Here is a 15,668-nt window from a genome sequence, read left to right on the forward strand (position 1 = left end):
ATTAAAGGCCGAGTGTTGGGCTGATAACCCGTAGCCCAACCTACAAGGTTCACAACCTACGGAAGCACTCGATGCTCTCTCAATGCGCCTCTTCCCAATTCCCGCCCACGCCGACTTCGGCAAGCAAAGGCACATCCAGTTTCGCCACATTCGCCATCAGCTCAGGCAATTTTTGTTTGACCAGTTCCAGCTCCGCTTGCGGCACTTCAAGCACCAGTTCATCGTGCACCTGCATGATCATTTTTGATTGCAGCTTGTCTTTTTCCAGCCAGTTTTGTACGGCGATCATGGCGAGTTTGATGAGGTCGGCTGCTGTGCCCTGCATGGGGGCGTTGATCGCTGCGCGTTCAGCGCCGGCGCGGCGGGGGCCGTTGGGGGAATTGATCTCGGCCAGCCACAGGCGGCGGCCGAAGACGGTTTCTACATAGCCGTGGGCCTTGGCCTTGGTGCGGGTGTCGGCCATGTATTGGGCGACGCCGGGGTAGCGCTGGAAGTATTTGTCAATATAGCTTTGTGCTGCGCTGCGTTCTATGCCGAGGTTGCCTGCCAGGCCAAAAGCGCTCATACCATAGATGAGGCCAAAGTTGATGACCTTGGCGTAGCGGCGATGTTCGCTTGTTACTTCAGTCAGCGGCACGGCAAAAATCTCTGAGGCGGTAGCGCGATGGATATCTTCGCCATTGGCAAAGGCAGCCAGCAGGCTGGCGTCGCCAGAGATGTGAGCCATGATGCGCAATTCGATTTGTGAATAATCGGCAGAGATGATGACATTGCCTGGCCCGGCGACAAAGGCCTCACGTATGCGGCGACCTTCGGCAGTGCGCACGGGGATGTTTTGCAGGTTGGGGTCATTCGATGACAGGCGGCCAGTGACAGCCACGGCTTGCGCATAATTGGTGTGGACGCGGCCTGTGCTGGCGTTGACCATCTTGGGCAATTTGTCAGTGTAAGTCGATTTGAGTTTGGCCAGGCCACGGTATTCAAGCAAGACCTTGGGCAGGGGATAATCCTCGGCCAGTTTTTGCAAGACTTCTTCATCGGTCGATGGTGCGCCGGAAGGTGTTTTCTTGACGACGGGCAGGCCCAGCTTGCCAAAGAAAATCTCGCCCAGTTGTTTGGGTGAGTTCAAATTGAAAGGCTGCTCTGCCAGCTCGTAGGCCTTTTGTTCGAGTTCCAGCAGGCGTATGCCGATTTCATGCGACTGCGCTTCGAGCAGGTCTTTATTGATGTGTACGCCGTTGCGCTCTATCTTTTGCAAGACAACCGAGGTGGGCAATTCTATGTCGTGATAGACGCGCAGCAGGTTGGCGTCCGGCTCTATCTCTGGCCACATGGCCAGATGCAGTTGCAGGGTGATGTCGGCATCTTCTGCAGCATAGGCAGTAGCACGTTCCAGATCGACCTGGTTAAAGCCTATCTGGCTTGCACCCTTGCCGCAGACTTCTTCAAAGCTGATGGTTTTCTTGCCGAGGTGGCGCATGGCCAGGCTGTCCATGTCATGCGATTTATGCGATTCAAAGACATAGGATTCAAGCAGGGTGTCATGCGCGATGCCGCGCAGGTTCACGCCCTGATTGGCGAAGATGTGGCTGTCGTATTTGAGGTTCTGGCCGACCTTGGGTTTGCTGTCGTCTTCCAGCCAGGCTTTCATCTTGCCCAGCACCACAGCCAGCGATAATTGCTCAGGCGCACCAGGGTAGTTGTGGGCAACCGGGATGTACGCCGCATGGCCGACTTCGCAGCACAGCGAGACGCCGACGAGTTGCGCAGTCATTGGTTCGAGCGAGGTGGTTTCGGTATCCACCGAGGTCAGTTTGGCGGCATTGATGCGGGCCAACCATTCGTCGAGGGCGGCTTCTGTCAATACGGTTTCGTAGTTGGTCACAACGCTGGCCTGGGTTTGCGCATCTTCATTGAACAGGCCGCCTTGTGCAGGATTAGCCGCTTGCACCTTGGCAGCAGGCAATGGCGTTGCACCTGCGGTGGCATCACCTGTCAACTCACGCAACCAGGTCTTGAAGCCCCAGCGGCTGGCAAAGCCGACCAGTTCTGTCTTGTCTTCTTGTTTCGCGACCAGACTGTCCTGTATCGATGTGTAATGCCCGGTCAGGTCGCAATCGGTTTTGACGGTGATCAGCACACGGCCTTGTGGCAGCCATTCCAGCGCACTGCGCAGGTTGTCGCCGACCACGCCCTTGATCTTGTCGGCGTTGGCGATGACGCCATCCAGGCTATCGTATTCTGTCAGCCATTTGACGGCAGTTTTGGGGCCGCATTTGGCAACACCAGGGACGTTATCGACGGTGTCACCTATCAGTGTCAGGTAATCGATGATGCGGTCGGGCGGCACGCCAAATTTGGCCAGTACACCGGGTTCATCGAGCTTTTCATTGCTCATGGTGTTGATCAGGGTGACATTGGCATTGACCAGTTGTGCCAAGTCCTTGTCACCGGTAGAGACGATGGTGTTCATGCCCAGCTTGGTGGCTTCTACTGCCAGCGTGCCGATGACGTCATCTGCCTCTACCCCTTCGACCATGAGGATAGGCCAGCCCATGGCCTTGACGGCGACGTGGATAGGTTCTATCTGCAGGCGCAGGTCGTCTGGCATGGAGGGGCGCTGAGCCTTGTACTCGGGATAGAGGTCGTCACGGAAGGTTTTGCCTTTGGCATCAAACACACAGGCGATGTATGCTGCCGGGTAATCCGTACGCAAACGGCGTAACATATTGATCATGCCGTGTATGGCGCCAGTCGGTTCTCCTTGTGCATTGCGCAGGTCGGGCAGAGCATGGAAGGCGCGGTACAGATAGCTAGAGCCATCAACTAACAAGAGAGTATTTTGCATATGAACGGAAACAGAAAAGATGTAACGAGGTTGCGCCAGATTATCGATCAGGAAAAAGCAACTTCGCTGAAGGCGCGCGAATCATGGCATATGTTCACGATTATGGCAGAATTTATCGAGTCCACCGAGCGGCTTTCATCTATCCGCCCTGCCGTGACGATTTTTGGGTCTGCCCGCACCAAGGATGACCACCCTGATTATGTCAAATGTGTGGATTTGTCGCGTCGTTTGTCGGACGAAGGTTTTGCCGTCATCTCTGGCGGTGGCCCGGGCATCATGGAGGCGGCCAACAAGGGTGCCTTCGAGGGTGCCTCCCCTTCTGTTGGCCTGAATATAGAATTGCCACATGAGCAACGTAGTAATCCCTGGCAAAACATCAGCCTGTCTTTCCGTCATTTTTTTGCGCGCAAGGTGGCTTTTGTCAAATATGCCGATGCCTATGTGGTCTTTCCTGGTGGCTTTGGTACCATGGATGAAGTCAGCGAGGTCCTGACACTGATACAGACTGGCAAGACCCGCCATATCCCGGTGATATTGGTGGGCACCAGCTTCTGGAGCGGCCTGCTGGAATGGATCAAGGTGCAGATGGCAGGTAATGGCATGATAGAGCCTGGTGACCTCAACCTGGTGCAACTGATAGACGAACCAGCAAATATCGTCGATGCCATTTTTGCGTTTTATGAGGCCAGGGATATTAATTTGTCTGAGGATGAACGGCAGAAGATGCTGTATTTGTAGCACGCATGAGCAGGGTGCGCACGGCGTACCCTGCGAAGCTTGTAGCCCCCCCCAAAAAAAACATCCAACTTCTATTTGGCTTTCACAGCCCCCTGCTCTGCCTGCGGAAAACTTTGTATCACCTCACCTTTGTCATCCAGGAAGTTCAGCATGGCCTGGCCTTCTGGTGTCACCAGCATCATGATGCGCGGCTTGCCTTTGGCGTCGGCCATGATGATGGCAGATGATTTTCCACGGGTCTTGCCGACGAACATTCGGTTGGTTTGCTGGCCGCCCGCATCTTTCCACTTCTGCAGCAACGCATCTCTTTCTGGGCCGGCCGGGGCTTTTTCATAGGCCTGGTACAAGCCATCATAATCTTTTTGCAGGCCACAGTCATAGATCTTCAAGCCCGATTCCATGCTGCCGCCACTCTCATAATGACCGAGCGAGAGTTGCTGGTCGCCACCAAACCTGTCCATAGAGAAATGCATGCCGGCGACAGGCTTGCCTTTGTCGTCAAGCTTGCCGTCGAAGATGAAGCCGCCATTTTCATCGCCCTGCGCATTATAGAAAATCATGCTTGGGCGTTGCGGGCCGCTGCGCTTGCTTTGCTTGCCGTCTATCACAGGCTCAGGCAGGCGCAGGTGATTGGCGATGACCATCTCATGCTTGCCTTCTGGCGTGACGATGTTGATGCGTTCGACATCGATTTCAGAAAATTTGCCACGGTTCTCTGTATATGCGGCAGCCGTCAGCAGCATGATGCCCAGACCGGCCCCCGCGACCGTCAGCACTTGCTTGAGCAAACGATTCTGGCGGCTTAATTGTGTGATGAGTTCATCTTGCTGTGTCATGCTGTCTCCTTGATTGTCGTTGATCGTTGTGGCTGCCTTCATGGTTTCTTGCAGCGCTTGCGCATGATAAAAGTTCGGCATTCCTGCAAGCCAGCATGCTGCGACTAGTGGAAAGACCGGAGGCTCGAATGGCAGATTAGAACGATGAGCGGGAGAGCATACTTCTGTATATAGGCTGCGAATGGAAATCGGACTACTATTTGCCAACGACTTGGCTACATGCCTTTGATCCTGATCTGAAAACATGATACGCGCACTACTTTTATTGATTAGCTTGCCAGGAGCTCTCTTGTCCGCCCTGGCATTGCTACTGTCTTACAGCAATCCCGTCATGGTAGAGAACATGGCACCCTTGAGCCTGCTATGGGGTGGCTTTGCGCTGTTTTGGGAATACAGCGTCATCACTTCTGGCGCTCCCCTGTTTTTTTGCTTGTGGGGCATCCCTTTTGTACTGATAGGCTTACACATGATAGGAGGTCGCTTCTTTCTTAAAGCAAGACAAAGCGCTGGCACTTATTATGCCGTCACCAGTGAACGCATACTGATAGTCTCCGGCCTGTTTAACAGCAATCTGAAATCACTGGACCTGAAAAACCTGGGTGAAATCAGCCTGGTTGAAGCAAAAGAGGGTGAAGGCAGTATCGTGTTTGGCAATAACCCACTGGCAACCCTGTTTGGCGGACTCTCAGGCCTGCCTGGCAGGATGAACGCGAAGACGATGACGCAGTTTCAATCCATCGCCGGTGCGAAACAGGTATTTGAGTTGATACATCAGGCCAAAAGGATGGCTTAAAGCTAAAGACGCCGTGCTTTAATTTGCAGGGTGCGTCGTGCGCACCGTCGTAGATTTATCGCTGTAAAACGAATGGTGCGCGCAGCGCACCCTGCGAATCAATAAAAAGCGATAGTGGCGCTGTAAGCAGCCCTGTAAACTATTTCGTTGCCTTATCAATTGCGCGGTTCATGGCCTTCAGATGCAGGTCTTCATCAGCACTGGATGCCGGGGCGCTTTTACCCAAGGCCTGCTCCATGATTTTTTTCTTCATTTCTTCATTGTTCATGGAAGCCGGATAATTATTATCTGCACCCTTGCCGCCATCTTCTTTGGCGACGGCAGTTTTTGGCGGCTCCATGCCTTTGGAGTCGTTGAGCTTGATTTTTTTTGTGGTAGGGTTATTGTCCAGGCACAGGGTGTCTGAATACACGGTCTTGCCATCAATAGTACAGCGATGCACGCCTTCGCTGGTGGTGGCAGCCTCGCGCATGCCGGGGCCCTCACTGCTGCCGGTTGGCAGACCCGTGGTTTCTTTGACGTCATTGCTGATAACGGCAGCCGCCTTGCCAAAGCGCGCCCACATATCATGCATGGGCAGGCGGCCATAGCGCATGTAGTACAGAAAACCCATGCCCAATGCAGCAATCAGCATGGAAAGCAAGGCGACGGCAATCAGGCTCAGCCCGCGTTGTTTTGTATATTTCATGGCAGTTCCGAATTATTCATGCGCTGCAGGATGACTTCACTGCGTCTTTGCAAATAACCAGAGCCCGGGTTTTTATAAAAATAGCGTGGTTTGGGCAGCATCACGGCCAGCCTGGCTGCCTGGGCAGGGCCGAGATTGGCGGCACTGGTATGAAAATAATTTTGTGCAGCAGCCTCTGCCCAAACACACCTACGCCCCATTCTACAACATTGAGGTAGATCTCCAGTATGCGTTGTTTGTCCATGCATTTTTCCAGCATATAGGTGATGATCAGTTCTTCGCCCTTGCGGAAATAACTGCGGTCAGGCGAAAGGAACAGGTTCTTGGCTAATTGCTGGGTAATGGTGGAGCCACCAGAAACGACCTTGCCTTTTTTCTGGTTTTTTTCGTAAGCGGCTTGCATGGCTTCCCAATCCACGCCTTCATGATCGACAAAGCCATCATCTTCTGAAGCGATGACGGCACGCTTGAGATGATTGGAGATACGGTTATACGGCACCCATTTATGCTTGAGCTGGAAGTCGGGCTTTTTCTCTTGCAAGACACTGAGTTGCTGGCGCATGAAGCTGGTGGATGTCGGGTTGTGGTCTATCCACCACCAGACATGCGCCAGATAATAAGCCTGCAAAAGCGTGAACAGCAACAGGGGTACGAGTACCAACCAGAACAGGATACGGCCAAATAATTTCATCACAGGCTCGCTTGCAATGCTGCGCGCATTTCTGCCAGTACCGGTGTAGATGGCGGGCGCACGCCGCGCCACAGGGCAAATGCTTCTGCTGCCTGCTCGACGAGCATGCCCAGACCATCACGGCATTGCGCACCGTGGCTGGCAGCCAGCCGCAAGAACGCGGTGGGTGCGGCGGCATACATCATGTCATAGGCCAGTGTGGTTTTGCCAAATACTATTGCAGCCAGCTGTGGCACATCATCATTGATGCTGGCCGAGGTGGCATTGATGATGACATCAAAAGGCTGTTGCAAATCTTCAAACCTGCAGGCTTGCAGCTCACAACGATCACTCAGGCTGCTGGCCTGTTGCTGCAAATCCTGCGCTTTGGCGAGGGTGCGATTGGCAATCGTCAATGAAGCGGGTTCTTCCTGCAACAACGGCAGCAAGACACCACGGGCAGCGCCGCCAGCACCCAGCAAGAGCAGGCGCTTGCCATGCAGGCTGACACCGGCATTGCGCACGATATCTGCCACCAGGCCTATGCCGTCGGTATTGTCGCCATAGATATGGCCATGCTCAAACTTGAGGGTATTGACAGCACCGGCAATCCTGGCGCGTTCACTGAGTTCAGTCGCCAGGGCAAAAGCTTCAAGTTTGAAAGGCAGGGTCACATTGGCGCCCTTGCCATCAGCCGCAATAAAATCGTGCACGGTGCTGGCAAAACCATCGAGCGGTGCCAGCAGGCGCTGGTAATCCACTTGCTGGCCTGTCAGCTCAGCAAAGCGGGCATGAATGGCAGGTGACTTGCTGTGCGCAATCGGGTTGCCGATGACGACGTAGTGGTCGGCGCTCAATTTGGCCTCTTTTGTAATTCAGTTTCCAGTTGCTGTTCATGTGTGAACTTGAATCTCGCGAACATGATGAAGACCTCATTGCTGTCCGGCCCCAGGCTGGCTTTTGGGTAGTGTCCAAAAGGTGCAGAGCGGCGGACAATACGCAGCGCCGCAGCATCAAGTGCCTTGTCGCCTGAAGAGACCTCTATGCGCGGGCCGCCTTCTTTTTCATAGATGGTACCATCCTGGAAAATCGGTATAGAGACAAACATTTCTCCATACAGTTTTTTACCATCTTTCTGTGGAAAGTTTAGTGTACCGGTATCTTCTATGCGCTTTTGTACAGCCTTGTAATAGATGGCATGGTCAAGACGCTTGGTACTGGGAGTAATATAGTTTTTTTTGGGGCGCTTGTTCTGATCTTCTATGGTTTGAGAAATCTCGGCCGCCATACGGGCCAGAGCCTTGGTGGTCTCGACATTATCGTTGCCTGTGGAGGGTTTGGGCGTGTCGTCGGTATTTTTCTTTTCCTGCTTATCTTGCCGGAATTTGTCCTTGAGCTTGGCCTGATCCATCAACTGCTTTTGCTGCTCTTCCAGATCGGCAATTTTGCGGGTATTGGTTTGCAGGGCATCACCATCTTCACTGCGCTTCATGTCAGGCAAAGGTGATTTACTGCGACCAGTGTCGTGTGCGCCACCACCGTCAAGATCAGCCTGGGCCAGTGCTTCGGCTTTGGCCGGGGGTTTGGCATGCTTGGAATTGACGAGGATAATTTCCAGGTCAGTATCGCGCGGTTTACTATCCACCGTCTTGGGTGCAACAAAATGTACCAGCAAAACTGTACCCGCATGCAAAACCAGGGAAGTGGTGATGGCGATCGTGAAAATCAGTTTTTCAAAATTGGCCTTGCCTGGACTCAAGCGGGCGGAAGAAGGCTTGGCGGTACTGCTTTTGACCTTGCTGCTTGAAGCACTGCCTGCCACAACAGGAGGTGCAGAAACGGAGGATGCGACTTCACCTGCCTTGACGGCCTGTTCTTGCCCGTCTGGCAGTTGTTCTTGTTTGACCTGTTTCGCAGGTTTGGTTTTTTTATTCTGACTTTTCATTACTAGGCTTGTGGCTGTTCTTCGTCTGGAGTATTCGCGTCGTCATTGGCAAGTTCATTGCTAAGCTCAGTTGCCACCTCTGCTGGCGCGCTCTCCGCCTCTGCTACTGTCTCTGTTGCAGGTGCGCCTTCTTCTGCGCTGAAGTCTTCTGCAACTTCAGTGCTGGTTTCGTCGTCCAGTTCTTCTTCCTCAAGCTCGGTGACGGTAGATAACAATTCCAGCAGGCGCGCTTCGACTTCAAGATCGACTTCATCCCAGCGCAGGATATCCAGGCGCACCTGGGCACCGCGTGCTGTCTGTGGCATGCCCGGCAAACGGATGATGAGCGGAATATCGACGAGGCGCAAGACTTCGTCTTTCAAAACAACAGCTTCGACCTGGCGCTGCTCTTGCTGGCCCAGCCAGCGCAGACACCAGTAGCGTTCCATATTGTTCTGGAAATCAGCATAGGCGGCATAAGCGGCATCAAAACCGGAGACTATCGCAAACAGGTCGGCATCCTTGGGTTTGAAGGTGGCGACCAGCGGCGCAGTGATGCCATGTTGCACGCAGGCGATGATTTGCCATTGATTAACCAGGTCGGTATAGCGGCGCAGTGGCGATGTGCTCCAGGCATATTGATCGACACCCAGGCCCTGATGCGGCGCGGCATGAGTCAGCATGCGTACCTGCATGCGCGCTGTCCAGCCGCCGGGGCCACGACCACCTGCCACACCCTGGGCGCGGTAGATGCCAGGGATGCCATGGTCAGCCATGAGCTTGCCCCAGGTGCTGTTGGCAAAGATCATCAGTTCGGCGACGATCTTGTCCAGCGGCGCACCACGCTTGCGGCGCACGATGGAGACCACATCATCTTCTACATAGAAATTGAAATCGACGCGATTGTTTTGCTCAGGCTTCATGCCAAAGCTTTCGCGCTTGACCATACGGCCCTGCTCCAGCACCAGCGCCCATTTCCACAGTTGGGCGATGTCGGCCTTGTGCGGGTATTCACCGGCATCGTTGGCAAGATTGTCTTCAGTCACCAGCGCATCGAGATCATTGTGACGCAGATTGCTGGCCATGGGCACGGCTTCTACCCTGGTCTCGGTGCTGATGACAGACCAGTCTTCAGTATTCAAAGTCGCATACAGCGATACTGCCGGGCGGGTCTGGCCTGCCCCCAGGGTGTAGACATTGACGAGTTCATCCGGCAGCATGGTGATCTTGTCGCCAGGCATATACACGGTGGACATGCGGCCACGTGCCATCTGGTCTATCGCATCACCACGCTGTATGCCCAGTGCTGGCGCGGCAATGTGTATGCCCACACGCAACTGACCATTGCCAAGATCAACGACAGAGAAAGCATCATCAATCTCGGTGGTGGTAACGTCATCGATGGAGAAAGCCTGTACATCTGCCACGGGCAAATCAGTGGGCAAAGCTGGCAAGGTAATCGCCGGGAAGCCCACGCCTTTTGGGAAATGCTCGTAATGAAATTTGGCCAGGTGCAAATGCTTGGGGCTGGCAATGCCACCGACGGCAAGCATCAGACGTTGTGGTGACATTTGCATGGCATCGCAGGCTTCTGCCAGGGCTTTGTATTCTATGCTGTTCTTGTCGGGCTTGAACAAGAGCTGCAGTGCCAGCGATTTCATCGCCTCTGGCAGATGGTTTTGCTTGAGTTCTTCGACATAGCCAGCCTGTATCAAGGCTTGCTGTTTTTTCTTTTCTATACCGGCCAGTGCAGCCTTCAGCGACGCCTCAGGCGCGGCCTTGTAACGGCCACGGCCTTTTTTGTAGAAATAAATGGGGGCGTTATGCAGGGCGTAGATCAGGCCTGCGGCTTCTACCGGTTGTGGTGCATGACCAAAATATTCTGTGCCCAGCTCAGCAAAACCAAATTCTTCCTGTCCGGCGACTTCCCACAGAAATTCCAGGTCTATCTCAGCCGCAGCGGCCTTGGCCTGTTCGATCAGGCTGGCGGGATCGGGCGAGGCAAATTGCAGCAGCACATCCTTGGCTTTGACCTTCGTGCGCTTGCCACTGGCCATCTCGACCTGATAAGCCTCACCAGCATGCGTCATGATGCTGCCTGCCTTGAAATCACCGGATTCTTCGAAAAATAAATTCATTCAATACTTCTTTAATTAAGACCAAAAAGCTCAACACAGAGACACTGAGACACAGAGAAAAGCAAGAGAAAATCTTTGCACTTTTTTTACCCTGCTGTTGTCAGTTACTATTGGTTGAAACGTTTATTGTTTCTATTCTTACTTTGCTTTATCAGCAAAGCGAAAATCATTCAAATACCTATTCAATTCCCCTCCCTTCCAAGGAGAGGAGTAAATACATTGCGGCTTGCGTTTTGGCTACATTAGCTTGCTACAAACGCCGCTGGATCGCCAGCCCGATGGATTCCTGCCTCCGCAGAAATGACGACATTGGTAGTACCACTTCACTTATACGATGCTGGCCTGCTTCTCTCTAAATCTTTTCTGCATTTCTCTGTGCCCCTCTGTGGTCCAGCTGGGGTTTCGAACGGCATGCCGTTCGCCTGCGTAACGAAGGCTGTCTGCAAGCAACCTTTCCCTCATCAGTGCCTCTGTGTTGAGAGGTCTTAAGGTCTTAAGTCCTTAACGCTTTTCAATAATCCGCAAACCCTCAACCCCAGGCAAAAACACTTCCGTCACCTGCAAACACCCGCCCTTGCGCCAGAACAAAGACCGGCGGGCCAGCATGCTGTGCACGCCTGCCAGCTCCGGCTGTCTCGCCACGATGCGGCGTATCAGCGGGTGGCTTTGGCGTAGCCTGGCGTAATGCAAATCACCACGGCGCACCAGCGGGTCATTGAACAAGGTGCTGCCCAAAGACTTTTCACCTAGTGCATGAAACAGCGGCCATTCGTTCGCCGTGGCACTCAGCGGCACTATCGTATGGCCATAGACCATGGCCTCGCCATCGCAACGCAAAAACACTTCGCGTTCATGCACCTTCATGGCACGCGGTAAACCTATGGCAGCATATTCATCCTGCAGGCACACTGCCTTGTGCTGCGACAAACGCTGTACGCGAAACTGCTGGCACCTGGCTACCAGCCTGGCAGTCAGCGAATCGCGGTTGCTGAGCCAGTCTTCCATCAGCGCACTGGTATCGACAGCATTCACATGCGCATACCATTGCGCGGCCAGAGGGCGCCGCATTTGCTTACTTGTCTGCAAACTCGTGTGCAAAATCGCTGCGTCCAAATCAGGCCCTGCCATCCGCAAAGGCCATCACCTGATCCAGGTAATCAGCAAATTCTGCTATGCCATGATCACTGCCTTCAATCACGAACTGCCTGGCTTGCGGATAATGGGCGACCATTTCGCGCCAGTCCAGCACTTCATCGCCAGTCGCGGCAATCAAAAAATAGCGTTCAGGCTGGCTGATCTGTTCCACAGCGAGTGTGCGCAGTTCAGCCACGTATTCTGCCTTGAATTCAAAGACTCTATCGCTATGGTAATAAGTGGTTACACCTACATAGCTTTCCAGGTCGCGCGGTGGCTTGACGGCTGGGTTCAGCAAGATGGCTTTGCAGCCGTATTTTTCTGCCAGCCAGGTCGCATAATAACCACCCAGAGATGAGCCTATGATGCAGATGTCTTCTGCCTTGTGCCCGGCCAGCAAGGCCTCGGCCTGTTGTATCGCCAGCGCCGGCGAGGGTGACAGGTCGGGGCAGGCTATCTCTTCGCTACGGCCGAGCTTCGCCATATGCGCAAGCATGACACGCGCCTTGTAAGAATCTGGCGATGAGCGAAAGCCGTGCAGGTAGAGGATCATGCTGCAATTGCCCTATTACCGTGATTACCAGACTGCTGCGCGCGGTCTTGCAGCGCATCCAGCAATTTCTGGTGTATGCCGCCAAAGCCGCCGTTACTCATGATGAGTACATGGTCGCCGGCCCTGGCCTTGCTGACGATGTCCTGCACCAGTTGATCTATCTTGTGATGACAGGCAACCTTGTCACCCAATGGTGCCAGGGCTTCTGCCAGGTCCCAGCCTAAAGCTGATTTGCCATCCGCCTCGCCAAAACCAAATACCAGATCAGCTCGTTCCAGGCTGCCAGGCAAGGCCTGTTTCATGGTGCCCAGCTTCATGGTGTTTGAACGTGGTTCCAGCACAGCCAGGATGCGGGCATTGCCGACCTTGTGGCGCAAACCTTCCACCGTTGTAGCAACTGCTGTAGGGTGATGGGCAAAATCGTCGATGACGGTGACGCCATCGGCCACGCCACGCACTTCCATGCGACGCTTGACGCTGACGAACTGAGCCAGGGCTTCTATCGAAATTTCTGGTGTGACGCCGACATGGCGGGCAGCAGCAATCGCGGCCAGTGCATTCTGGCGGTTATGTTCGCCATTCAAATTCCATTGCACCCTGCCTTGCAACTGGTCGTTGAAATAGACATCAAAGTCTTCACCGTCTTGCATGAGCAGACGCCAGGCCTGCTCATTACCAAAGAATTCTTTTTCACTCCAGCAGCCGCGTTTGAGCACACGTTCCAGCGAGTCATTATTGCCATTGACGATAAGGCGGCCTACGCCAGGTACGGTACGCACCAGATGGTGGAACTGGGTTTCTATGGCGGCAACATCGGGGAAGATGTCGGCATGGTCATACTCCAGATTGTTCAGTACGGCTGTCTTGGCATGGTAATGCACGAACTTGCTGCGCTTGTCGAAGAAGGCGGTATCGTATTCGTCAGCCTCGATGACAAAAAAGTCAGAGGCATGGTTGCCCCATAAACGGGCAGAGATACCAAAGTTCAGCGGCACGCCACCGATCAGAAAGCCAGGTGCGTAACCGGCATATTCGAGTATCCAGGCCAGCATGGCTGACGTTGTTGTTTTGCCATGCGTGCCAGCGACAGCGAGTACCCACTTGTCATGCAGAATATGTTCGCCCATCCATTGCGGGCCAGATACATAGGGCAGGCCACGGTTGAGGATTTCTTCCATCAGCGGGTTACCGCGCGAAACGACATTGCCTATGACATATAAATCAGGTTCCAGCGCTATCTGTTCAGCCCCAAAGCCCTGGGTCAGGCTGATGCCCTGGGATTCGAGCTGGGTGCTCATGGGCGGATAGACATTGGCATCACAGCCCGTCACGGTATGACCTGCTTCTTTTGCCAATACGGCCAGGCCACCCATGAAAGTGCCACAGATACCTAAAATATGAATATGCATAATTGAACCAAATTCCAGAATCCCGCAATTCTACCTGAGAGAAGGCATGTTCTTGTCACCACTCGTAACAGAAGCTGAAAACCTATGACTACATAGGCAAAAAATTGGCATTTCTCTGGCTTGAAGTCTTGTCTTTGGATTTAACCAAGGTTTCAGTTATGATTACCCCATGATGATCCATACACCGAATGAAGCAGAGAGTCTGCGGGCTGAGATTGCGGCGCTGGCGGCGCGCATGATCGCCGAGGATGGGGCCGACTATGCCTCGGCCAAGCGCAAGGCAGCCAAGCAATTGCTGGGCAACCATAAAGTCAAGGGCGATGTCCTGCCTGACAATGCCCAGATAGAGCAGGAAGTACGCGAATACAATGAACTGTTCTTTGGCGATACCCAGCCACAGCGCTTATTGCATTTGCGACAACTCACCCTTGAACTGATGGAAGAACTGGCACGCTACAATCCTTATGTCGTAGGTGCGGTACTGAATGGCACGGCTGGCAACCATTCCGACATTCATTTGCATCTGTTTGCCGACAATACCAAAGAAGTTGCCATTTACTTATTAAACAAGGATGTGCAGTTCGAGGTTTCTGAAAATTTCAATAATCGCAATGAAAGCATAGAAACCCTGAGTTTCATGTACAAGAATGAAGGTGTACACCTGATCTTGCGCGATCAGGACGATATACGCAGCGGCCATGGCAAGGCTACAGAGCGCGCCAATGCCTCAGGCTTGCGTGCCATCATGGCGGAAGATCAAGCAGATCCCGATACAAAATAAGTGATGCCCCGTCTTTAAATACCTATGCTTAAGTCAGAGTTCACTCATCCGCCCTTGTTTTGCTTCAGACAGGTGGGGAATTGGTGACCTTGAACCTATCTATTTAACGTGCTGCCGCCCTGAACCTTGCCACCCTGTCTTCGGTCGCCGGATGGCTGGACATGTATTGGGTGATACGCTTGGTGGTGGATTCTTGTGCGGCTTCACGCTTGTGCATTTTTTCCATGCGTTCCAGCGCATCGGCCAGGCGGGCGGGTGACAAGCCTGTTTCCTTCATGCGCCTGATCGCATAGCCGTCGGCTTCGGTTTCCATTTCACGCGAAAATTCCATATTCACGACCCCGGCAGACGCCAGGCTGACGACGGAACTGAAATCAGAAAACAGACTGCCCGCAATCACCGTCACCATGGCATCACGCACCAGACGGCGCATGCCATGATTGCCTTCGACGTGGCCGATCTCATGCGCCAGCACGCCCGCCAGTTCTTCCGCCCCTGCCGGGCTCAGGCCACGGTCTTTACTGGTACTGAGCATCTCTATCATGGCGTCGGTAACGACTATGGTGCCACCTGGCAGGGCAAAGGCATTGGCACCTATGTCCGGTGCATTCCTGATTTCCAGCCGCATGGGTATACGGCCATGTTCGGGCATGACACGCTCTATCGCTTCCTTGGCCTGGGCTATGCGGTGATCACTTAAATGGCTGCGGCTCAGCACTGATTTGTCCAGCAGTTTCATGACTTCGTCGCCAAGGGCCTGTTCATACTTGCCTGGCAGGCGCGCAGCGATCTTGTCAGCCAATAAAGGCACGCCCCATTCACGCGCGGCCAGCAGCAAGGCCGCCATCACGGTGATTGCTGCCAGTGCCCATTTCCATTGTCTTTGCCAGCGCTGCACCAGGCTGGGCCGGTAATCAAGAAAATCCAGCAGGGTTTGCTGGTCTGCCCTGTCATGGATTTCGCAATGGCTGCCATCTGAAAAACTGAGTATGCAGGGCGCATGCTCAAAGGGCTCTGACACCTGCAATCTCTTTTTCCTGACGGGATATTGCTTGCCATCAAAAATGACATTCACAATATCTTGTTGCAAATCCAGCTGGATGGGTTGTATCCGGCTCTGGCGATGGTCGAAATAATTGGCTTTAATCATGGGGCA

Annotated in this window: 13 protein-coding genes and 1 pseudogene; 3 read left to right on the forward strand and 11 right to left on the reverse strand. The window is 53.6% G+C overall.

The window, feature by feature from the left end; all coding sequences use genetic code 11:
- Positions 1–79 precede the first annotated feature (79 nt).
- On the reverse strand, positions 80–2,848 hold the full coding sequence (gene polA, locus UNDKW_RS22640) for a DNA polymerase I (protein ID WP_162060572.1): 2,769 nt from the start codon (positions 2,846–2,848) through the stop codon (positions 80–82).
- Here polA and UNDKW_RS22645 point away from each other — a divergent pair, their 5' ends adjacent.
- A complete protein-coding gene (locus UNDKW_RS22645) occupies positions 2,849–3,586 on the forward strand; it encodes a TIGR00730 family Rossman fold protein (protein WP_162060573.1) in 738 nt (245 codons plus the stop codon).
- 71 nt (positions 3,587–3,657) lie between these two features.
- Here UNDKW_RS22645 and UNDKW_RS22650 read toward each other — a convergent pair whose 3' ends face one another.
- On the reverse strand, positions 3,658–4,422 hold the full coding sequence (locus UNDKW_RS22650; RefSeq protein WP_162060574.1) for a hypothetical protein: 765 nt from the start codon (positions 4,420–4,422) through the stop codon (positions 3,658–3,660).
- A 289-nt stretch (positions 4,423–4,711) separates the two neighbouring features.
- Between UNDKW_RS22650 and UNDKW_RS22655 the strand changes: the two genes are divergently transcribed.
- Positions 4,712–5,215, forward strand: a complete 504-nt coding sequence (locus UNDKW_RS22655) for a hypothetical protein (protein ID WP_162060575.1) — start codon at positions 4,712–4,714, stop codon at positions 5,213–5,215.
- Between the two features lie 139 nt (positions 5,216–5,354).
- On the opposite strand, the gene UNDKW_RS22660 is transcribed toward UNDKW_RS22655, so the two are convergent.
- The 8 genes and pseudogenes from UNDKW_RS22660 to mpl form a co-directional block, all read right to left on the reverse strand.
- Positions 5,355–5,903, reverse strand: coding sequence for a hypothetical protein (locus tag UNDKW_RS22660; protein ID WP_162060576.1), 549 nt, complete (start codon positions 5,901–5,903; stop codon positions 5,355–5,357).
- Positions 5,900–6,594, reverse strand: a pseudogene (mtgA, locus tag UNDKW_RS22665) (monofunctional biosynthetic peptidoglycan transglycosylase). The gene UNDKW_RS22660 and the pseudogene mtgA overlap by 4 nt, the downstream one beginning before the upstream one ends.
- The gene (aroE, locus tag UNDKW_RS22670; RefSeq protein WP_162060577.1) at positions 6,594–7,430 is read right to left on the reverse strand and encodes a shikimate dehydrogenase; all 837 of its coding nucleotides are present in this window, start codon (positions 7,428–7,430) and stop codon (positions 6,594–6,596) included. The pseudogene mtgA and the gene aroE overlap by 1 nt, the downstream one beginning before the upstream one ends.
- Positions 7,427–8,518, reverse strand: coding sequence for a TonB C-terminal domain-containing protein (locus UNDKW_RS22675; RefSeq protein WP_162060578.1), 1,092 nt, complete (start codon positions 8,516–8,518; stop codon positions 7,427–7,429). The genes aroE and UNDKW_RS22675 overlap by 4 nt, the downstream gene beginning before the upstream one ends.
- A 2-nt stretch (positions 8,519–8,520) precedes the next feature.
- A complete protein-coding gene (locus UNDKW_RS22680) occupies positions 8,521–10,635 on the reverse strand; it encodes a ribonuclease catalytic domain-containing protein (protein ID WP_162060579.1) in 2,115 nt (704 codons plus the stop codon).
- 501 nt (positions 10,636–11,136) lie between these two features.
- Complete coding sequence (locus UNDKW_RS22685; protein ID WP_162060580.1) at positions 11,137–11,703, reverse strand: chorismate lyase; 567 nt, start codon at positions 11,701–11,703, stop codon at positions 11,137–11,139.
- A gap of 46 nt (positions 11,704–11,749) precedes the next feature.
- On the reverse strand, positions 11,750–12,322 hold the full coding sequence (locus UNDKW_RS22690; RefSeq protein WP_162060581.1) for a YqiA/YcfP family alpha/beta fold hydrolase: 573 nt from the start codon (positions 12,320–12,322) through the stop codon (positions 11,750–11,752).
- Positions 12,319–13,731, reverse strand: a complete 1,413-nt coding sequence (mpl, locus tag UNDKW_RS22695; protein WP_162060582.1) for a UDP-N-acetylmuramate:L-alanyl-gamma-D-glutamyl-meso-diaminopimelate ligase — start codon at positions 13,729–13,731, stop codon at positions 12,319–12,321. Before mpl ends, UNDKW_RS22690 begins: the two co-directional genes overlap by 4 nt.
- 169 nt (positions 13,732–13,900) lie before the next feature.
- Between mpl and UNDKW_RS22700 the strand changes: the two genes are divergently transcribed.
- The gene (locus tag UNDKW_RS22700; protein WP_162060583.1) at positions 13,901–14,512 is read left to right on the forward strand and encodes a hypothetical protein; all 612 of its coding nucleotides are present in this window, start codon (positions 13,901–13,903) and stop codon (positions 14,510–14,512) included.
- 103 nt (positions 14,513–14,615) lie between these two features.
- Here UNDKW_RS22700 and UNDKW_RS22705 read toward each other — a convergent pair whose 3' ends face one another.
- Complete coding sequence (locus tag UNDKW_RS22705) at positions 14,616–15,662, reverse strand: M48 family metallopeptidase (protein WP_162060584.1); 1,047 nt, start codon at positions 15,660–15,662, stop codon at positions 14,616–14,618.
- Positions 15,663–15,668 lie beyond the last annotated feature (6 nt).

This window comes from Undibacterium sp. KW1, from assembly GCF_009937955.1.
Classification (GTDB): domain Bacteria; phylum Pseudomonadota; class Gammaproteobacteria; order Burkholderiales; family Burkholderiaceae_D; genus Undibacterium.